Annotated in this window: 27 protein-coding genes; 9 read left to right on the top strand and 18 right to left on the bottom strand. The window is 31.4% G+C overall.

The window, feature by feature from the left end; all coding sequences use genetic code 11:
* The 13 genes from AC0N0V_RS08225 to AC0N0V_RS08165 form a co-directional block, all read right to left on the bottom strand.
* The gene (locus tag AC0N0V_RS08225; RefSeq protein ID WP_474464490.1) at window positions 1-807 is read right to left on the bottom strand and encodes an ATP-binding protein; all 807 of its coding nucleotides are present in this window, start codon (window positions 805-807) and stop codon (window positions 1-3) included.
* On the bottom strand, window positions 770-1,627 hold the full coding sequence (locus tag AC0N0V_RS08220; protein ID WP_474463436.1) for a phage replisome organizer N-terminal domain-containing protein: 858 nt from the start codon (window positions 1,625-1,627) through the stop codon (window positions 770-772). Before AC0N0V_RS08220 ends, AC0N0V_RS08225 begins: the two co-directional genes overlap by 38 nt.
* Before the next feature lie 36 nt (window positions 1,628-1,663).
* Entirely contained in the window at window positions 1,664-2,011 is a 348-nt protein-coding gene (locus AC0N0V_RS08215) for a hypothetical protein (protein ID WP_474463434.1), read from the bottom strand.
* A 151-nt stretch (window positions 2,012-2,162) separates the two neighbouring features.
* Window positions 2,163-2,333, bottom strand: coding sequence for a hypothetical protein (locus AC0N0V_RS08210; protein ID WP_474463432.1), 171 nt, complete (start codon window positions 2,331-2,333; stop codon window positions 2,163-2,165).
* Window positions 2,334-2,344: 11 nt separating this feature from the next.
* On the bottom strand, window positions 2,345-2,500 hold the full coding sequence (locus tag AC0N0V_RS08205) for a hypothetical protein (protein ID WP_474463431.1): 156 nt from the start codon (window positions 2,498-2,500) through the stop codon (window positions 2,345-2,347).
* Between the two features lie 2 nt (window positions 2,501-2,502).
* Entirely contained in the window at window positions 2,503-3,252 is a 750-nt protein-coding gene (locus tag AC0N0V_RS08200; protein ID WP_474463430.1) for a hypothetical protein, read from the bottom strand.
* Window positions 3,253-3,263: 11 nt separating this feature from the next.
* Entirely contained in the window at window positions 3,264-3,452 is a 189-nt protein-coding gene (locus AC0N0V_RS08195; RefSeq protein WP_474459124.1) for a hypothetical protein, read from the bottom strand.
* A gap of 12 nt (window positions 3,453-3,464) precedes the next feature.
* Entirely contained in the window at window positions 3,465-3,983 is a 519-nt protein-coding gene (locus AC0N0V_RS08190) for a host-nuclease inhibitor Gam family protein (RefSeq protein WP_474463429.1), read from the bottom strand.
* 12 nt (window positions 3,984-3,995) lie between these two features.
* Window positions 3,996-4,124: a hypothetical protein gene (locus AC0N0V_RS08185; protein ID WP_474459128.1), complete on the bottom strand. Its 129-nt coding sequence runs from the start codon at window positions 4,122-4,124 to the stop codon at window positions 3,996-3,998.
* Window positions 4,125-4,250: 126 nt separating this feature from the next.
* Window positions 4,251-4,475 (bottom strand): DUF5348 domain-containing protein, encoded by a 225-nt coding sequence (locus tag AC0N0V_RS08180; protein WP_474463428.1) that lies wholly within the window; start codon window positions 4,473-4,475, stop codon window positions 4,251-4,253.
* A 72-nt stretch (window positions 4,476-4,547) separates the two neighbouring features.
* Window positions 4,548-4,706, bottom strand: a complete 159-nt coding sequence (locus AC0N0V_RS08175) for a hypothetical protein (RefSeq protein WP_474463426.1) — start codon at window positions 4,704-4,706, stop codon at window positions 4,548-4,550.
* 68 nt (window positions 4,707-4,774) lie between these two features.
* Entirely contained in the window at window positions 4,775-5,566 is a 792-nt protein-coding gene (locus tag AC0N0V_RS08170; protein ID WP_474463425.1) for an ORF6N domain-containing protein, read from the bottom strand.
* Window positions 5,567-5,586: 20 nt separating this feature from the next.
* On the bottom strand, window positions 5,587-5,847 hold the full coding sequence (locus AC0N0V_RS08165) for a helix-turn-helix domain-containing protein (RefSeq protein ID WP_474463424.1): 261 nt from the start codon (window positions 5,845-5,847) through the stop codon (window positions 5,587-5,589).
* 222 nt (window positions 5,848-6,069) lie between these two features.
* Between AC0N0V_RS08165 and AC0N0V_RS08160 the strand changes: the two genes are divergently transcribed.
* From AC0N0V_RS08160 to AC0N0V_RS08150, 3 genes are all read left to right on the top strand, one after another.
* Entirely contained in the window at window positions 6,070-6,411 is a 342-nt protein-coding gene (locus AC0N0V_RS08160) for a helix-turn-helix domain-containing protein (protein ID WP_474463423.1), read from the top strand.
* An 18-nt stretch (window positions 6,412-6,429) separates the two neighbouring features.
* Window positions 6,430-6,891 carry an ImmA/IrrE family metallo-endopeptidase gene (locus tag AC0N0V_RS08155; RefSeq protein WP_474463422.1) on the top strand — a complete coding sequence of 154 codons (462 nt, stop codon included), beginning with the start codon at window positions 6,430-6,432 and terminating at the stop codon, window positions 6,889-6,891.
* Window positions 6,892-7,112: 221 nt separating this feature from the next.
* On the top strand, window positions 7,113-8,645 hold the full coding sequence (locus AC0N0V_RS08150; protein WP_474463421.1) for a recombinase family protein: 1,533 nt from the start codon (window positions 7,113-7,115) through the stop codon (window positions 8,643-8,645).
* 7 nt (window positions 8,646-8,652) lie between these two features.
* Here AC0N0V_RS08150 and AC0N0V_RS08145 read toward each other — a convergent pair whose 3' ends face one another.
* Window positions 8,653-9,537, bottom strand: coding sequence for a LysM peptidoglycan-binding domain-containing protein (locus AC0N0V_RS08145; protein WP_474463420.1), 885 nt, complete (start codon window positions 9,535-9,537; stop codon window positions 8,653-8,655).
* Window positions 9,538-10,013: 476 nt separating this feature from the next.
* Between AC0N0V_RS08145 and AC0N0V_RS08140 the strand changes: the two genes are divergently transcribed.
* The 3 genes from AC0N0V_RS08140 (at window position 10,014) to AC0N0V_RS08130 (ending at window position 12,273) form a co-directional block, all read left to right on the top strand.
* Window positions 10,014-10,574, top strand: a complete 561-nt coding sequence (locus AC0N0V_RS08140; RefSeq protein WP_474463419.1) for a hypothetical protein — start codon at window positions 10,014-10,016, stop codon at window positions 10,572-10,574.
* Window positions 10,575-10,733: 159 nt separating this feature from the next.
* Window positions 10,734-11,255, top strand: a complete 522-nt coding sequence (locus AC0N0V_RS08135; protein ID WP_474464488.1) for a sigma-70 family RNA polymerase sigma factor — start codon at window positions 10,734-10,736, stop codon at window positions 11,253-11,255.
* Window positions 11,245-12,273, top strand: coding sequence for a DUF4367 domain-containing protein (locus tag AC0N0V_RS08130; protein ID WP_474463418.1), 1,029 nt, complete (start codon window positions 11,245-11,247; stop codon window positions 12,271-12,273). The genes AC0N0V_RS08135 and AC0N0V_RS08130 overlap by 11 nt, the downstream gene beginning before the upstream one ends.
* Window positions 12,274-12,499: 226 nt before the next feature.
* Here the strand turns inward: AC0N0V_RS08130 and cwlD are convergent, their stop codons facing one another.
* Complete coding sequence (gene cwlD, locus AC0N0V_RS08125; protein WP_474463417.1) at window positions 12,500-13,252, bottom strand: N-acetylmuramoyl-L-alanine amidase CwlD; 753 nt, start codon at window positions 13,250-13,252, stop codon at window positions 12,500-12,502.
* A gap of 192 nt (window positions 13,253-13,444) precedes the next feature.
* Here cwlD and AC0N0V_RS08120 point away from each other — a divergent pair, with 192 nt between their 5' ends.
* Window positions 13,445-14,233 (top strand): polysaccharide deacetylase family protein, encoded by a 789-nt coding sequence (locus tag AC0N0V_RS08120; protein ID WP_474463416.1) that lies wholly within the window; start codon window positions 13,445-13,447, stop codon window positions 14,231-14,233.
* 34 nt (window positions 14,234-14,267) lie between these two features.
* Here the strand turns inward: AC0N0V_RS08120 and AC0N0V_RS08115 are convergent, their stop codons facing one another.
* Window positions 14,268-15,326, bottom strand: a complete 1,059-nt coding sequence (locus AC0N0V_RS08115) for a C40 family peptidase (RefSeq protein WP_474463414.1) — start codon at window positions 15,324-15,326, stop codon at window positions 14,268-14,270.
* 290 nt (window positions 15,327-15,616) lie between these two features.
* Between AC0N0V_RS08115 and AC0N0V_RS08110 the strand changes: the two genes are divergently transcribed.
* The gene (locus AC0N0V_RS08110) at window positions 15,617-16,474 is read left to right on the top strand and encodes a DL-endopeptidase inhibitor IseA family protein (protein WP_474463413.1); all 858 of its coding nucleotides are present in this window, start codon (window positions 15,617-15,619) and stop codon (window positions 16,472-16,474) included.
* 110 nt (window positions 16,475-16,584) lie between these two features.
* On the opposite strand, the gene pepF is transcribed toward AC0N0V_RS08110, so the two are convergent.
* Window positions 16,585-18,378, bottom strand: coding sequence for an oligoendopeptidase F (pepF, locus tag AC0N0V_RS08105; protein ID WP_474463412.1), 1,794 nt, complete (start codon window positions 18,376-18,378; stop codon window positions 16,585-16,587).
* Between the two features lie 337 nt (window positions 18,379-18,715).
* On the bottom strand, window positions 18,716-18,880 hold the full coding sequence (locus AC0N0V_RS08100) for a zinc-ribbon domain-containing protein (protein ID WP_474463411.1): 165 nt from the start codon (window positions 18,878-18,880) through the stop codon (window positions 18,716-18,718).
* Window positions 18,881-19,372: 492 nt separating this feature from the next.
* Here AC0N0V_RS08100 and greA point away from each other — a divergent pair, with 492 nt between their 5' ends.
* Window positions 19,373-19,840: a transcription elongation factor GreA gene (gene greA / locus AC0N0V_RS08095; RefSeq protein WP_474463410.1), complete on the top strand. Its 468-nt coding sequence runs from the start codon at window positions 19,373-19,375 to the stop codon at window positions 19,838-19,840.
* Window positions 19,841-19,968 lie beyond the last annotated feature (128 nt).

Here is a 19,968-nt window from a genome sequence, read left to right as displayed (position 1 = left end):
TTATTCCCCCCTTAATAATTCACTCAGTAACCTGGTTTTTTCTTTAGCCTTATCAACTCTTATGCTTTTTCCGTCATTCCTTACTGGTGTACACATCTCAATCAACCTGTCATAAGTTCTTTCATGGTACTTTTCTTTAAGCTCCTCCAGTGGAAAATTAGTTGTAACTATGAGTGGTAATCCGTTTCTGTATCTACTATCTAGAATGTTATATATCTTTGTTTTAGTCCAATCAGTATCTTGTTCAGTTCCTAAGTCATCTATGATTAGTAAATCTGCATTAGAAAGGCTTCTGAGGATTGTTTCCTCTCCTTCCTTACCCCAAGTATTAAATGTCTGCTTAACTCTGTCTAAGAGCCCATTTATGCTCATACATATTACTGGAATTAAGTTATCTAGGAGCTCATTTGCTATACAGCTGCTTACATACGTTTTTCCATTCCCCGGATCTCCATATATTAAAAGTCCTATTCCTTCTTTTTTCATTTTTGGGAAATTAGCTGCATACTTAGTTCCAATGTTGAATATCTTTCCAGAACCTCTTTTATGGTCCCAGTTTTCAAATCTACATTGTTTGAATTTGTTATCCATAAGAGAATTTTTAATAATCTGCTTTAGCCTTAATTGTTTTTCTTTATTTTCTTCTTCTATCTCTTTTGCTTTAATGTCTTCTTTCTTGCATGAACACATTACATGACCCTTAATGTATCTATTAAATCCTGGAAGAAAAGTGACTCTCTCTATTGGATCACCACACTTTTCACAAATTCTACAATCCGATTCCCTGCTCTCTAAGTTCGTCTTCAGCACTTGGTTTATTGTTTCCACCCTTCGTAGCTCCTTTCTTTTTAGCATTTATGTTGGTCCATAAAGTCAATATTACTGGTTTGCAGTAGTTGAATGAACTTATTTTTTCACCCTTAAATCTCGGCTTATAGTTTTTAAAGGCTGAATCTATACCTGCCTTTATTACATCAACAGGTATACTTTTGCTTAACAATTCTCTTACACTCTCAAATTCATTAGATTTAAAGTTAACTGACATCATTCCGGCTTTAGAACAGTAGTAATCTATAACATCCTCTATATAAAGAAGATAATTATCTTCTTCTATTTCTTCTTCTTTATCTTCTTCTTCTTCTGTAGCGTGACTGTCACGTGACATACTGTGACTTTCTTGTGACGTCACGTGACTTGTATCTCTAGTTCCGCAAAATTCATCCTGCGCAGGTGCTTGCAATTCTTTAATTTTAGATCTCTGTTTTTGTTTTCTTAGTCTATTTTGCTCTTTTACCTTATCCATTCCTTCTAGGTTTTGATGATCTTCCCATCCAGATATTTTAATAGTTCCATTATGTGTCTCTAACATGTTAAACTTTTGAAATATTTCTAGTGCCATTTTCACTGTATTAAGTTCCATGTCAAATTCGGTTGCAAGCATCTCTGGCGTATATGGTAAACTTTCAGTGAGTATAATGTATCCTTGAGCATTACATTTACCTGTTAAGGTAAGTAACATTACCCAAAATAAAACTATATCATTTCCACCTGGAAGCTTTCGTACTTGCTTAATTTTCCTATTATCAAACATATCTATATTTAATTTAATCCATGTTAGTTGTGCCATAACTTCTGCTTCATCTCCCTTTGTATCTAGAACAGCTTAAATATCCTTAAACATATTCCTCGCTATCTTTTCAATTTTTTGTCTTACCTCAACTGGTGTGTTGTCAGGCATTACAATTCTAAAGTTAGGATTCACTTTACGCTTAATTTCGTACTCTCTCTCAGCTTCATTGATCTCGATAGAATCCATAGTTCTTACTAGGTGCTCTGCAGTCACATGCCTATTCATTGGTTTTAGCATCTCTTTCTTTAATTGATACCACATCTTCTTATAATCCATATCTTCTGTCTCCTCTTCTTTGTTAAAATTCTTACCTGTAAAAGCCACTTTCCTATGTCCTTGTTCATCTATCCAATTAACCATTTCCAAGTCAATTCTTCTCATTTCTTACCATCCCCCATGTATAAAAATTTAGCTTTGTCCATATACTAATATTGAAGCTTTGCTTTTATTCATGTTATACTAGAGGACAAGAGCTGTCGGGCTCTTATCCAAGATGTTTTTTTACGTGTGCATCCTCGGCAAAGGATGCATTTTACTTTTCTTCGAGAAGGTCAAACTTTATCATGTCATCTTCGCTGTCATACCTAATTCCAGATATAAAGAGCTCTAAGTTTTCTGCATCATGTATTTTGTATCCACTTCTGAGCAATACCATCAACTGAGTATTTACGCTTTCTACTAGTGTTTTAAAGGCTTTATCCATACTGCCACCTCCTAACATGGTTGTGTTACACTGCTCAATGTTTCTTCTTCCAATTGCCTTTGCTCATCAAGCCAATCTAAGTATTCATCTAAATCCTTTCTAGGAACTATCTCACCAAAGAACCCCATCATTAAGTCCTTTTCTTCTTGTAATAACTCTTCTTTCATGACTACACTTCTTCAAATGGTGTGTCTTGATATGTTACTCCACTAACCTCAGCCATTGCTTTTACTCTTTCCTTAGCTATTTCATCACAGATTTTCTCATAGTCTACTTTCTTTATTTCTTCACTCTTTTTATATCCATGCTTTTCAATAACCTGCTTGCACAAATCTGCATTTGCTCCACTTACTGCATATAATCTTTTAGCCTGAGCTCCGCTTATAGTTGCTGTACTATCAAATGCTACTTTAGGAGTTTGTGAAGGTTTTTCTCCGTTAAGGTCCATATCTTCAATGTCTTGAGTAAATACATCAGACAGGCTTGCTACTAGTAATGTTGCATCAACTAATGCTCTTTTCTTTGCCATTTTTAATATTGTGTTATCCATTGTGAAAGGATCTTGTTTAATGTACTTTTTTTCCTTAGTATTGCAAGCTCCTAAACCTTCTGTTATAAGAACTGTGTCTTTATAAAGCTTACATCTCACTTGATATTGGAAGAATCCTTTTTCAAAGTCTCTTGTGCTATCTACTACATCAAATTCACTTCTTAAACCCATAAGCATCAATATTTTTTCAGCACCTGGTTTTAATAGTGTAGGTTTATTGGTGCCAGGAACCACCCCAAAATCGTGATTTTGATGTAAAGTTTTTTGAATAACTCCTTGAAATTGGCTAATCTTTTGCATTGTACTTTGTACTTGCTGTAACTCCATCCCCTCTATTATTGTTAGTGAATTACTTATTTGATTTTCCATTGTTCTTCCTCCTAAAATAAAACTTTCATAACTGTCGCTTTCTTAAAAATGCAACCTGTTTTTTCTGCTTTTTCTATATCTTTATTAGCTTGTTCTCTAGTAGTTCTTATTGCTCCAAACTTAAAATCTTGAGTAAGGTAAGCTATCCCACCATGAGCCTTAACAGGCTCCTCATATCCTTCAAATAGCACCTGGAACATATCATTTACCCCCTAGAATTTGATTTCAAAAATCTCCCCTACTTCTTTAACTGTCAAACCTTCTAACTCTCCTAGCACTTCACCAGTTTTTTTATTGATAACCTTATCTCTATTTAGGTCCAGAACCTTTTTAAGTCCCGCCCAATCTACATCTTTTTTAGTCTTTATGTAGTCTTGAGCACTATTCTCTGCATATTTGATAAGTTTATCTCTATCGGCAACATCTATCTTTACAGTAGGTTTCTTTATAACTAACTCACCAGAAACTAACTTATACTTCTTCTGTGTCTTAGTTTCCTTAAATTCCACTCCTAAACTGTAAGCTCTTAGTTGGTCTATTAATATCTGTTCTTGGTTTCCTAAGGCATTGAGCTTAAGTTTTAGCTGCTGAGTGATATTCTCTATCCTTGCATTTGCTACCATCTCGAGTCTGTTGGCTTCTGCTCTTATATCTCTTATCTGTTCTAACGCTTCATCTGCCTGCACATCATCAACTATCTTCATGATTTCAAAGTGTACTGTATTTTCCATGTTTCATTCCTCCTAAAAATTTAACCAAACTATTAAAGGGTTCTTATTATCTATAGTGTAGCTTCCAGGTCTAAAAGCCTTTAACTGGATGTCTCTTTCTCTAATTGTTTCAAATCTCATTTTAGTTTTTTTGCTTGCCATTTTTATTTCCTCCAGTTCTACTTTTTTATATTCAGCATAGAATATACTAGTAAGTGTTTGTGTTTTTAGTCTGTTGAAAAATTTTTATAAGGCTTTGAAAGCCCTATTTTATCTTAAGTTATGCAACTACCAACTTCTTGCTTTTATGCCTTCTAAATTGTGAATATATATTCCTTCGTCTTCTATACAAAAGTAATAATCCCCTAGCACATGACTGTACTCTATTCTTCCTTTTAGCCATTCTCCATCATAAAAAATCTCTATTGGATCACCACTTGTAAAGTAATATCCGTCTTCAATAGCATATCTATCCTGATTGTTATGCCTTAATATGCCTTTATGTTTATACACTCTAACCCTCCATTTCTGCGTATTTTTAGTAAAAAATAGTTCCTAACCTTATATCTTTTGCAAATCAAAGTCTTAGGCTTGAATTTGCTCCGCGGTCTTATTCCTATCTTCTTGAGATACTTTCTTCATGTACTCATCATATAAGAACTTCATAAGCTTCTCTTTTGCTGCCGGAAGTCTCTCTGGATTCATAACTACTACTTTTATCTTTTCATCTTTTCTTTTTGCCATATTAATCACCTAAAATATTATTTTTATCATTATATGTTGATAATTTAAATTTGCTACATTGTTAATCCCTACGCAACTTTATACTTAATAGCCATTTCTTTAACTATAGCTATATATACTTCTGTTAATTTCTTATCATCTGCAACCACATCTAGCTTACTAACCTTATCAGCTTTGCTTTTACTTCCAGTTTCCTCTAAAACTTTTCTTCTTCTGTTTGTAAGTCTTAGTTCCAACTTTGTTCCAGCTCTTTCATTGAGTAGCTTGTAACTTTCATCTCTTACCTCTTTATAAGATTCCTGAGTTCCACCGCGTTGTATTGCCATTTTGTTTAGTAAGTTACTTACTTCACTTCTCCAACTATTAGGATTTAAACTTATAACATCTCTCATAGATTGAACCTCTTGTTTGGTTTCCTCTATTGCTACAGCTATTTGTTTATTAGCTAGTTCTTGTTCAGCTAAAGCATTAAATAATTTATTGAACATCTGAAGTTCTGGACTAAGTTGATTTATTAAGACGTTATTTTCTTTAACTCTGAAATAAGTTTCTTCTAAAGCCTCATATATTTCCCATGCTTCATCAGTATCTAAAATTTTTGCATGTCTTGCTGCCCCTTTTTCAGTCCAAAGATATAACATAGATACAAATTTTAGGCTTTCATCATTTTGATGAACACCTTTGAAAGCTTTTAAATCCTCACCTTCGAGCTTGAAATAGTGCTTACCTTCTGTAAATCTTTGAATATTTCTGTTAAAGTTATTGCTGATTATTTTCTTATCTGTTCCAAAACTATCTGCCAAAACATCTGTTGTCATTATTCTTTGTTTTTTAAACTCAACTGGTATTAAGCTACTCACTTTTCATCCTCCGTTATATCTTAATTTACTAATGAATTAACTTCTGCACTCTTGTCTTGTATTTCCGTCATCCTGGGCAGTAAATTTAAGTCTATTTCTAAAAAACCAGCTAATACTATAAGTGTTGAAACACTCGGCATGTATCTTCCGTTTTCGATATCTGATATATAATTTCTAGATATATTTGTTTTTTCAGATACTTTTGTTTGTGTTAGTTTCTTTTTGAGCCTTGCTTCTTTTATTATTGAACCTATTACTTTTTTTTGTTCCTTTGCTGTCATTTCCTCACCTCCACGATATTATTGTATTGTATTTCCGTCATATTGTAAAATTCATAACTAATTCAAATCTAGGCAACAGATTCAATTAGAGTATTTTAACTTGTTATTCCGTCATTTATCTTTCGTTTACTTGTATTACCGTCATAAATTGAATTGTATAACCGTCATTTAAAGGTTATAATAAATTTATAAAGTCGGTATCAACGACATAGGAGGTTTGTTATGAATATCGGTGAAAAGATAAAACTTTACAGAAAAGAAAAAGGATTCACCCAAAAAGAATTAGCTGAAAAATCAAACATATCTCGTTCTTATTTAGCAGATGTAGAAAATAACAGATATAATCCAAGTATTGATGTAATAAAAGGTATAGCAACCGCTCTTAATGTTCCAGTAGATGAATTCTTTAAAGAAGATAATACTGATGAAATTCCAAAAGAGAATCCTAGTAAGGATACTGGAATAGACACAATAGCAGCTCATTTGGAGGGAAAACCTTTAACACCTGAGAAAATAAAGGAGATTACAAGATATATTGATTTTTTATTCCATGATGAAGACTAATACTTAGGGGGATAAGACATGACTTACGACAGCTTACTAGTTGAGGTGGAAAAGATAGGGGTATCAGTTAAGGAAAAGCCCCTCGACTATGGATTTAAAGGTTTATATAGAAACAATAAAATAATTATAGATACAAAGATAACCTTAGATGCTGAAAAAAGATGTGTCCTAGCAGAAGAAATAGGACATCATTATAGAACTGTTGGAAATATATTAGACCAAACAGATGTAAGAAATGTAAAACAAGAAAAGGTTGCTCGTAACTGGGCGTATGAAGAATTAGTAGATATTGACTCTTTGATAGATGCTTTCAATTTAGGTATCAGGGGAAGACACGATCTTGCTGAGCATCTAAATATTACAGAGAGCTTTCTAGAATCAGCAATTAATCATTATAAAGAAAAGTATGGTTTGTGCCATAAGATAGATAATTACATAGTATACTTTGAGCCAAGCCTTACTGTGTTAAAAATGTTTTAAATCACAAAAACACTTTTGTCTATCTATATATTTTAGCAAATGATACTCATTGACATAAGAACATACATTTGTTATATTGTAAATAGAAACCCAAGAGACCCTTTGAGGTCCAGACGATAGAGGTTCCACGAAACCCTTACAAGCTACTTAGCTATGTACTGGGTTTTTATTTTTGCATAAACATCCTAATATATAAATATTAAATAATATGGGGAGAATGAATGGTGAGAGTAGCAATTTACAGCCGTAAATCTATTGAAACTGATACAGGAGAAAGCATTAAGAATCAGATAGAGATATGTAAAAGATACTTTAAAAGAGAAAATCAAGAGTGCACATTTGAAATATTTGAGGATGAAGGATTCTCCGGTGGCAACACTAATAGACCTGATTTTAAGCGTATGATGGAACTTGTAAAGGCTAAACAGTTTGATGCTGTGGCAGTTTATAAAATTGACCGTATTGCAAGGAATATAGTTGATTTTGTTAATACTTTTGATGAGCTTGAAAAATTAAATGTTAAGCTTGTATCTGTTACTGAAGGGTTTGATCCAAGCACACCTATAGGGAAAATGATGATGATGCTTTTAGCAAGTTTCGCTGAAATGGAACGTATGAACATAGCTCAAAGAGTTAAAGACAATATGAAAGAGCTTGCTAAACTAGGGCGCTGGTCTGGTGGGACTGCACCTACAGGTTATACTATAGAAAAAGTTAAAGAAGGTACTAAGACAGTAGCATATCTAAAATTAATAGATAGTGAAACAAATAATATTAGAGAGGTATTTCTAAAATACGCTCAAGGCTATACAGCTTTTGAGATATCCAAGTATTTTGCAGCAAAAGGTGTTCAATATAAGTTTAATGTTATATATAATATGCTAACAAATCCAACATACCTGATATCAACACCTGAAAGTTCAAAATACTTAGAGAACCATGGCTATACCGTATATGGTGAACCTAACGGATGTGGTTTTTTGCCTTATAATCGTAGACCGAGGAAAAATGGCATAAAATCATGGAAAGATAAAAGTATGTTTGTTGGAGTTTCAAATCATAAGGCTGTAATAGATTTAGATTTATGGATACTAGTACAAGAACAATTTGCTAAAAAATCAGTAGATCCTCGTCCACGTGAGAGTCAATTTTCTTTCTTAACTGGAGGAATAATGAAGTGTAAATGTGGCGGTGGATTAAGCGTCTCTGTAAGTGCTAAACGTGCAGATGGTGCTAGAAGATATTATTTCACTTGTAGAAATGATAGGTATAAGGAAAATGATTGCAAAAACCTTTCTATACGAGTTGAAAGGGCTGAAAATGAAGTAAAAGAATTTTTGCAAAGCATATGTGATAAAAAGATATTAAATGAATATATGAAAAAGAGTAAGGGATCAAAAAACATTAATAACGATATCAAAAATATAAATAAGAAAATTTCAGAAAATAAGCGTGCTATAGATAGTCTAATTGATAAGTTGATACTCTTTTCAGAAGAGGCTGCTAAAGAAGTAACTAAAAGAATAGAGGAATTAACTAGAGCTAATAATTTATTAAAAGAGGAGTTACTAAAACTAGAACGAGAAAAAATATTTAGCGAGATTGATAATACTAATGTAGATGCTATGTATATGAACATTAAACAATTTTTATCAACTGATATACTTGAAGAACAGAAAAGGCTGATAAAGCTTATTATTGAAAAGATTGTTTGGGATTCTGACGAAAATGAACTGCGAATTTTCTTAAGTTAATACGACATCATTTATTTTGGTCAGTACCTCCTGACCATCCCCACTCGTATGTCATAATTACAACGAAATCTACAATCTCTCCATGTGCCTTATAATCATGTGCACCATGCCAAGCTCCTTCTGTTACATCATAGGTTTTTGGAGCAAGCGCTGTGCCTACTACATATCCTAAAGGCTTAAGCTGAGCGACTACTTTCCTTAAAAAATTGTTATACTTCTCTCTATCTTGTGGTGGAATTCTTTCAAAATCGATCAATACTCCATAATATCCTTTACTTTTAAGCATACTTATAATATTATCGATTACTGTTTGTGAAAGTGTATCACTATTCAATATCTTACGAGCAACTTCTGTATCAAAATTACTTTCTGAAAGGTTTGTTACCGATAACAGTGGAGCAACCTTATTATCTCTCGCTATTTGGAGAACAGTATCATCTGTCATTGGGGTAAGACTTCCATCAGCCTTTACGTGATGGCTAAAAGGTGAAATGTAGGTTAAGTACTCAATCGCTTCATTAGTTACTCTCCTGTCTCTTTCTGGAGTTGTAGGTTGAATGAATGCATTAGTTTCAATAAATCCGTAATTTTTCGATTTCTCAGGGATCCTTAGAACTTGACCTGGTGAAAGTAAGTAAGGCGCAGTAAGGTTATTAAGCTCAGCTATGCTATCTACTGAAACACCAAAACGTCTAGCAATTGAGTAAATAGAATCACCTTCCTGAACCCTGTATGGCCTTTCCTTAGATGGAATAACTAGTGTCTGCCCTACCACTAAATTTGATGTGAATTGCGGCCCTCCATTAGCGCTGACAATACTATTAGGATCAACTCCAAATGCTCTTGATATAGACCATATTGAGTCTCCTGGTCTAACTACATATATCCTCAAAATACGCACCTCTTTTTGTATTCTACCAATATTTATTATATTCAAATTTATATTTTAAGTTCTTAATTTTAATTTGAAATATTTTATCCTTAGTTTAATCCTATTACATGATACAGTTTGTACGGTGTTACTAAAATTTACGTTTCTATTTTATAATATGTAACCCAATTCTAACTATTTTAAATATTTAATCAATTGAATATTATTCACAATTATTTTACACTTTGTTTCCAATAATTCTATTGTCAATCTCTTATAAACCTTATAAAATATAGAAAATAGACTAAAACCTGCACTTGCATTATGAATTATTACAACTAAATTTATTCATAATATTTTTAGTTTGCGAACCTTAAAATAACTTTTTCTGTTATATAACAGAGGTTTTTTCTTCTACTTTTCTATTTTTAGAAATAAAAATTTCATTTTTACAGATACTAAATGAATTCTAAGAATTATGATGGGAGGCGAAGTTTATGAATTCTGATTTAAAAGATGTAGAAAGTTTTTTGAAAAACTATAATATGAAGCTTGGATATAATAAAACTACTAGCCAAAAACTAATGAAACAATTAAATAGGCAAACCTTGGTTTCAAAATCTATGCGTTATGTATATAAGATAGATAATTTCATAATTAAAACTTCATCGGATGCCACAAGCTTACGTTTACCTATTGGAGCGGATCAATGCATTAATGAATTCAATATATATAATTCGTCTGATGTGAGACTTGATCAGTTCAAAGAAATACTTTGCCCTGTATACGCTATTTATGAAAGTAAATTTTTATATTTTACCGTTCATAAGCTTCTTACGCCCTTAGCTACTAACAACAATTCAAATGAAACGTTATATACATGCATAGAAAAAGGAAAAAAGTTTTCTAATGAATCAAAATTTCTTCATATTCTTGAAAAATTTAAAAATCATTGGATAACAAATACGCCACAATTACAAAATGAATACTCCAAAATAAGCACTTTTGGACATGACAATGATAATAATCTTTATATATTAGATTACGGTGTACTATAGAGTTAGTCCTAATTCCAATTATTACTAGGGGTCCTAACCCCATTTTTTATTTTTTGAAGCAGGAAATTCACTTGTTACGTCTAATTATATTAGAATGGGCAATTTAAACCTTAAGGAATACAAGGAGAAAATATCTACATGATGAATTTTGTGACAGATATAGAAAAAGAAATTGAACGCTTAATTGATACATACGGAAATGATGTATTAAGAATTGCTTATCTTTATCTCAAGGATAAGCAATTGGCAGAAGACGTTTTTCAAGAGGTATTTGTAAAAGTATATAAAAACCTCGATAAGTTTCAAGGAAAAAGTAGTGAAAAAACTTGGATTTTAACTATTACAATGAATACTTGTAAAGATATATTAAGAAGTTCTTGGGTAAAAAGATTTATAACTTTCGAAACTGACGAAGTAAATAATTTTCAATTAGAATCCAATAATCATTCATTAGATGACCAAATAATTAATAAAATTCAATATGAGGAATTATTAAAAGAAGTTATGAATTTGCCTCGAAAGTATAAAGAATTAATAATACTTTACTACTATGAAGATTTTTCTACTGCAGAAATAAGTAAAATCTTAAAGATACCAGAAGGTACTGTGAGAAGTCGATTATTTAGAGCTAGAGAAAAGTTAAAATATAGTATAGATGGGAAGATTGAATATGAAAGATGATATAAGTAATTTAAAAAATATTACTGATTTAGCTCTTAAGGATATCTATGTAACAGATGAACTAAGAGCCAAAACTTTAGAAATGTGTAAGAAAGAAAATAACAAAATAGTGAAACCTTTTCTTACAGCTGCAGTGTCTGCTGCTGCTATAGCATTATCATTAACAGGATACCAATATCTTTCTCATAAAAGTGATAGCAACCTTGCTAATACAAAACAACCTGTACAAACTGTAAATAATAGCCCAAGCATAGCAATGGATAATATTGGAGTCTCACCTGATTCCGTTCAAGGTCCTGTAGACACTCAAAAGCTAAAGGAAAGTGTAACTAATGATTATACCGATACCAAAAGTAAGGTGAACTTAGATAAAACTCCAAATACACATGAATCTAAAAACTCAGTACAGAAAGATATAACAAATAATAATATTGTACCTAAGGACACTAATACTAATGTCGCTTCCGCCAATGATGATAATAAAGCGTCTTCAGAAAACGTAATCCTAGATAAACAAACACCAGAGACTGCACGTAATAATATTACTAGCGATAATGTCGTGCTACAGGATGTCCCTAATGTAAAATTGAGCAAACCTGTTTCCGATTCCACTACTGCAAATTCTTTCATTGCAGCAGTTACTGGTACATTAACTACTGCAGAGGCGGAAAAATATTGGGGAGGTTCAATTACGCTTCCGTCATACATACCATCTGGTTTTGAGCTTACTGACATATCTATAGCTAAGGATGACAAAGAAAAGTACGTAAAACTGACATACAGTTTAAATAATACCTATTTTAAAATAACTCAAAACAAGAGTACTAAATACAACATTACTGGTAAAAAATTAAATATAAATAACACAACCGTAACCATTTCAGAAAATAAAAACGATAGCAATACTAATGAATCAGTTACGGAGATTGTCTTCGAGAAAGATAATATCCAATATTTAATAGTTGGAAATATATCCGAACCTGAATTAACAAACATAGTGAAATCATTGATACCATAGAATTATAATATATGAAAATTTAGCTGTTAAAAGCTTTTCTTATAACTGTAAAAAATCAATTCAAAAATAATACCATTCCATCTTTGGGCAAGTAAATAGAGCAGAGGCCTCACCTCTGCTCCTTTATTACAGTAAAAATTGTACTAGTACCTTCTTACTTTTATCCCTTGTTTACTTCTAATATATGCATCAAATCATAGATTGACACTACCTCTGTATATAAAAACTATAATTTATTTAAAATTTTTTTCCAATAAGGCACAACTTCTTCAATATCACCAAAGTATTCTTGTATGGACTTAGCTAATGAATCCGCTATCTTGTTTTGGTATTCATCATCAACTAATTTCTTTTCTTCTTGAGGATTAGTCAAAAATCCGCATTCTACAATAACAGACGGAATACTAAAATAACATCTTAAAACCTTATAGGAATTTCCAGCAGCCTTCTCTACACGTTTATTCTTCCTATCTAAATCTTTTCTTAAATTTTCCTGTATTATATGTGCTAGTTTTTCGCTTTTTTCACTTTTTGAATACCAAACTTGAGCTCCATGATAACAGCTTTCATCAAAGAAGTTTTGATGAATACTTACGAAAACATCACAGTTAGACTCCCTTTTAATTTTACATCTATTATTTAGGTCCTCAAATTTCTTCTTATTAATACTGCCTCCTTCTGTATATAAGCCATTGTCATTCTCCCTTGTCATAATAACTGTATACCCCATATCCTTCAATCTATCTCTTAACTTAAGACTAATACTCAAATTTATATGTTTTTCTATATTACCCTTCTTAGTTTCAGCACCTCCATCTATCCCTCCGTGCCCTGGATCAATTAATACAATTTTTTCATCATCTTCCACAACAGGTGTCATACAAGTAGCAGCTGTATAATTAAAATTTGAATACAATATGTATATAAAAAAAATCATTATAACTAATAGCTTTATTTTTCTTTTATTTCTTAAATTCATTCTAAAGTCCTCCATGGTAAAAATGCTAATTTTACTATGATATTATTCTCTTCAAAGATTACTTTTTAATGCAATTATGAAGATTGTAAAATTTACAAGCTATTAAATGTAATTATAATGATAAAACTAAAATAAACCGAATTTCAGGTTAAAACTTCCATAGATGATATTTGAATTTAGGAGATGATAAAATTGAAAAAAGTGGTTAATCCATTTTTATATTTTATTACAGCAATAACTCTTACTATTTTTATCTCACAAAATACATATGCCGCTGAAGGAAGTAATCTAATTGAAAGATTTTTTTCAAATCGTACTTCATCTGAAAATAAATCCAATAAAAATAAAATTATTTATTTAACCTTTGATGATGGCCCTAGTATTTTAACTAATAATATTTTAGATATTCTAGATCAAAATGACGTTAAAGGAACATTTTTTCTTATCGGAAATCAAATTGATGATTTTGAAGATGTATTAAAGAGAATGGATGCTAAAGGTCATGGCATAGGTCTTCACACCTACACTCATAAGTTTAAACATATATATCGTAATCAGGATAATTTTATTAAGGAGATGCTCGACTGTCGTGATAAAATCAAGAGTGTTACTGGTAATTCACCAAACGTAATTAGATTTCCTGGAGGAAGCCGAAAACATTTAAACGAGGAATTTTTAAGCAAATTACATACTCATAATTTTAAAATATACGATTGGAATGTACAGACATCTGATGGAATTAATCCTAAGACCTCTCCTAAAAAGCTGTTTAAAGAAGCAATTAAAGAAGTTGATAACTTTGATTCAATTATATTACTTATGCACTGCGACTACATGCATAAGAACACTTGTAAAGCTTTACCAGATATAATTAAATACTATAAAGATCATGGTTATGAATTCAGAGCAATTACAGATGGTACACAGGAAATTTATTTTCCTTTTTCAAAAAAAGTAGACCTTACATGGCTAGGGTTCTAATACCCCCTGCCATGAAAGGCTTTTTTAATCACTACTATTTCACTTTTCTAGCTGTTAGATAATCGCTTCTAGTAGAAAGTTGTGAAATTTTAACTACATCTCCAGTCTTTGGTGCATGCAAATACATTCCATTACCAATATACATTCCCACATGGTGCGGATCATCCCATGTTCCAAAAAACACTAAATCACCTGCCTGAAGTTTATCTTTTGGTACTTCAACTCCATTTTTTATTTGATCGTAAGTAACTCTACTAATTGAAATTCCAAAATGAGCATAAACATACTGCATGAGACCTGAACAATCAAACCCTGATGGAGTTGTACCTCCCCATAGATAGGGAACTCCTAAAAAATCATAAGCATAGTTCACAATAGCATCATTTGTATTTGGTGCCATTTTTTTAGATGTTATTGCTGTAAGTTGTCCATTTGTTAAAGTGTATGCAGCTATCTGAGCCTGAAGTTGTTCTATTAATTTCTTCTGATTTTCTTTATCTTCATTAAGCTTGGCTAATTCTTTTTCGTTATCAGCCTTTAGATTTATAAGCAATTTATTCTTTTCTATAAGCTTCTCTTTTTCTTTTACGATACTTTCTTTTTTGTCACTTAATTCCGATATCACACTTTCATCAAACTCTAGAATTCTTTTAACCGAATCAATTCTCACTATAAAATCATCAAAGCTTTTTGAATCCATAATTATATCTAGGTATCCATCTACTCCATTCATATAAAACGCCCTAGTTCTCTTCTTAAATAGATCCTTATGGTCACTTATATTATTTTCCGCATCACCAATCTGTTTCTCCAAAACCTTTATATCATTTTCTGTTTTAGCTATTTCTTTATTATTATCCTCTATTTTTCTCATAGCTTCTTCTATCTGACTATCTAATTTCTCTACGCTTACCTCAAGTTTCTGAATCTGACTATCTAAACTTTCATTAGAATCCTGCATTTGACTGCTTTGACTATTACTATTTTGAACTTGAGATGCTTGACCATCAACGCTTGGATTAGCTAGTACTGAACCGCTATAAATTATTACTGTAGCTACTGTTGCTACGATACATCTTACGTATTTATTCAATTACATCTCCCCTTTTATAAATATAATATTTTGCTCGTACCAAACTACCACCAGCCCCTTCTTGTATACGAGTTAACAGCAGTGATAAATTCATTAACAATTTCACAAATAAAATTTCAATATAATTATTATACCATGTATTATTGTATACTTTAACAAGAAAAAGTTTCTTGTTAATAAAAAGAATAAATTGAGAAAATTAATTAAATATGTATAGCGATTTATTAAACATAATAGATTGCTTAACGCATATACTAGATTGTAAATGTTAATTCAGGGAGGTTTTTCTCTTGTTCAAAAGAAAACTCAAAATACTAATTCCTGTTTGTATGTTCCTCATACCAATATGCACTACAGTCCATGCTGCTGAAATAAAGGATAACCCAACAGTAAACCCATTTAAAACATGGAAAATAAAATTTAACCAAAGGATAAATTTTAATAACATAACAAAAAAATCTATTTCCGTTGTAGATAGCAACAACAATTTAGTGCCTATATCGCTGTCTTTGGATAAGGACAGCAAATCTATCCTAGTAACCCCTTCAGCTCTTGGATATAAAAAGGGTGAAAAGTACACCTTAAAAATAGATAAAGACATACACTCGGAAAAAGGAGTTACATTAAATAGAACAGAGAGTTTAATGTTTAATATAAGGGAAGATTTAAATGAATTGCAAATAAAAAACATTCTAAAAGAAGCAGAAGCTAGTGTTCTAAAACTCTGTTATTCTAGGAGTAATAATTACTTATATGAAAACGAAAAATCCTATCTTCCTTTTACTGATGAATTTAACAGTGAAGAAAAAGTACTCAGCTTCCTGAAAAATTATTATACTGAAGATATGTCCCGAAGATTAATGACTTATCTAGGAACCAAATATATAGATGGAAAGTATGCCGAAGTGGCCGGTGATTGGGGAGAGCGTACTCCTTGGGACAGTATTTCCATAATCAATCTTCATTATATTGATAACAATACAGTTGAATTTGTTGCCGATCTTCTATCTACTGACGAATACACTAGTAGTTATGATGAAATTGGAAATTTAAATGTTAAAAAATCCGATCCTAAGCACTATCATAATACTTATAGATTTAAATTTGAGAATAGAAAGTGGCTAATTGATTATAGTGGCTACTTTTAAATAAAGGGAGAGTGCGACTTAATTGTAAGTTACAACACTGTGAACCTAATCTTAAAACAGATTACTAAATTTACGATTAAGTCGCATCTTACTGCTAGTTCTAACCCCCTCTACTCTTCAAGCATATCTAAGAGTTCATCAAATCTTCTTATAGTATCCTCAAGAGGTTTTGGAGTAGTCATATCCACACCAGCCTTCTTAAGTACATTAATAGGATAATCACTTGAACCACTCTTTAAGAAACCTTTGTAAGGCTCAACTGCTTTTTCACCCTTCTCAAGTATTTCTTTAGCAAAAGAATTAGCTGCTGCATATCCTGTTGCATACTGATATACATAAAAATCTCTGTAAAAATGCGGTATTCTAGCCCACTCAATTTCTATTTCGTCATCAATAATCATCTCTGGTCCAAAATACTTAACATTTAAATCCTTCCAAATACCATTTAAATCTTTAGAGGTAAGAGGCTCCCCTTTTTCTATACTTTCATGTGTTATTTTTTCAAATTCAGCAAACATAACCTGTCTAAATACAGTAGTTCTTATTTGTTCAAGTTGTTGATTTATAAGATATAGTTTCTTGTTTTTATCCTGCTCTTTTTCTATTAAGTAATTTATCAACAGATTTTCATTTGTAGTTGATGCAACCTCTGCTACAAAAAGTGAATAGTCAGCATAAATATAAGGTTGCATTTTTCTTGAATAATAAGAATGTATTGAATGCCCCATCTCGTGTGATAGAGTAGATGCATCTCTCAATTTATAGTCATAATTTAAAAGTACATAAGGCATGGTATCATAATCTCCTGAGGAATATGCACCGCCCCTTTTGCCTTTATTAGGATAAACATCTATCCAACCCTCTTTTACCCCTTCTTCAAAGATACTTAAGTATTCTTCTCCTAAAGGTTTCAATCCTTCCTTAACAATTTTCACTGCCTCGTCAAACTCTATGTGCTCAACTGGAGTATCTATTATAGGAACATATAAATCGTACATATGAATTTCATCAAGTCCTAATAACTTCTTTTTTACATTAACATATCTATGAAGTGACTTTAAATTATTATTAATAGTATTTATTGTGTTATCGTACACCTCAAGTGGAATATTATTAGGTTTTAGCGACGCCTCTAGTGCACTATTGTAATTTCTAGTCTTTGCTAGGAACACGAAATTTTTAATTGAAGATGTTAAAGATGCAGCAAAGGTATTTTTAAAATTACTATAGGTATTAAATAATCCCCTAAACGCTTCTAGTCTTACTCTTCTGTCTTTTGACTGTATATAACTTCCATAGTTAGATTCCGTAAGTTCAACATCATTATTATTCTCATCTTTAATTACAGGAAATGTCATATCTGCATCAGAAAGCATACTGAAAATCTTATCCGGAGCTTGGAGACAATCGGACACTGCTGCTATAAGCTCCTCTTTATCCTTCGTTAAAACATGAGGCTTCATCTTTAATATGTCTTCTATCATAAAACTATACATTTTAAGTTCTGGATTTTTTTCTATTTCGCTTTTTATAGTTTCTTCTGGTAAACTTAGCAATTCTGGGACAAAAAATGATTGCAGACTCTTAAGTTCAGCAAAATATGCATATACCTTATCCCTTAAAGCCTGATAAGTTGGATTTGCGGTGTCTTCATCACTTCTTAAGTGAGCGTAAACAGCTAACCTTCCTGCTAACCTTGAAATCTTTTCGTCTAATTTAAGATAGCTTAAGAGTTCTTTTCCATCTCCGAGTTTTCCTACATAGTTTGTAATTTTCGGCACCATGTCCTTTAGCACTTTGAAATCTCTTTCCCATGCATCTATGTTTTCGTATATATTCTCAACCTTCCACTTGTGTTCCTGTGATATTTCTTCTCTAGTTTTAAGTTTTTTAACTTCTGCCATAATAAATCGCTCCTTCTGAATTATTTACGTTTAACGATAAGTATCTGAGACAAAGTAACACTTAAAAAGATGACTTAAGTTCCTAAATTGCCTACAAAGAGTTTTCCCATAATTTAGTTTATTATAACATAAAATTTAAGATACATTAACATTAAAATAGTAAAGCTAAAAAAAGCATGAGATATATTCCCATGCCTTCATTTCTTAAATATACTTATACTCTTTTCAAGTTCAACAGCTATATTAATCAAATTTTCTGTTGCTTTCACTAAGTTTTTTCTAACTTTTCAAAAATTAAAATAGCTACTAGCGAAGCTAGTAGCTATGAAAATTCTAATTAGTATCTTCTGTTGTTGTTTCTTTCTTGCTTTCTTGCTCTTCTGCAATCAGCACATCTTTGTGGTTCATTTTCGAAACCTTTTTCTTTGTAGAAAGCTTGCTCGCCTTCTGTGAATACAAACTCTTTTCCACAATCTTTACATGTTAAAGTCTTATCTGCCATTTTAAACATACCTCCGTTTTTTATCCTGGGCATAAACTAATCATAAAAGAACCATTTTCCAAAATATAAATCCGGAGAATGTTTTCATGATATTAGAACCCTGATTTAATATTACTTATTGAGTATAACATAATAATATACTTTCGTCTAGTATTTTTTAACACTTTTCAATATTTTTGTTATTTTGGTAAAATAATTTAATTTCGTTAACTAAATATCTTTAACTCAATTAAATCAGTTCTTACTTCTAGTATTCTCCCGCTGTATGAACTAAAATATATAAATAAGGATATCCTAATCTACTTCTAATTGTAGAATCATGTTGCTCAATTAAGCTATCTACCAGACGAGGTCTATTATATGATATAATTTAAGAAACAATTAAGTTTATATAATTTATTATGTGATATTTTTTAAGTTTTATAATAGAAATTATTTCCTATTAATATTTCATTGTATTATAATACATGATAAATAGAAAGAAGGGTTATATTGCATAATTTCCTTACCGAGGAATCAATAAATAAATTGAAAGATGAAATTGAGCACCGAAAGGTAGTAGTTCGACGTAGAATAAATGATGACCTTAAAGAAGCACGCGCCCATGGTGACTTAAGTGAAAACTTTGAATATAAAGCTGCTAAAAGAGATAGAGCACAAAATGAAAGCAGAATACGATATCTCGAAAGAATGATAAGAACAGCAAAAGTTATAGTGGATACAACTTCAAATGATGAAGTTGGAATTAATAAAATAGTATCCATTAGGTTTCTAGACGATGACGAATTGGATGAATTTAACATCGTAACTACTATAGATGCAGATCCTATGAATAATATGATAAGTATAGAATCTCCTCTAGGACGTGCTATTTATAGGCATAAAGTAGGAGATGAAGTTACTGTTACATCTCCCGAAAAAACGTATTCTGTCAAAATAGAAAAAGTAACAGGCAAGTGACCTAGGTATACAGGTATTATTATCAAGATATAAATGGAAATTTCGAAAAATATAATATTAAAATGATAGTTTAATTTTTTAAAGCTAAAGTGAAACAAAAACTAAATTTATAGTGAAAAGGTGTATAC

The organism is Clostridium sp. CS1-1 (genome assembly GCF_056135525.1).
The sequence above is the reverse complement of the archived record's forward strand: the minus strand, read 5'-3'. Positions and strand labels throughout refer to the sequence as shown.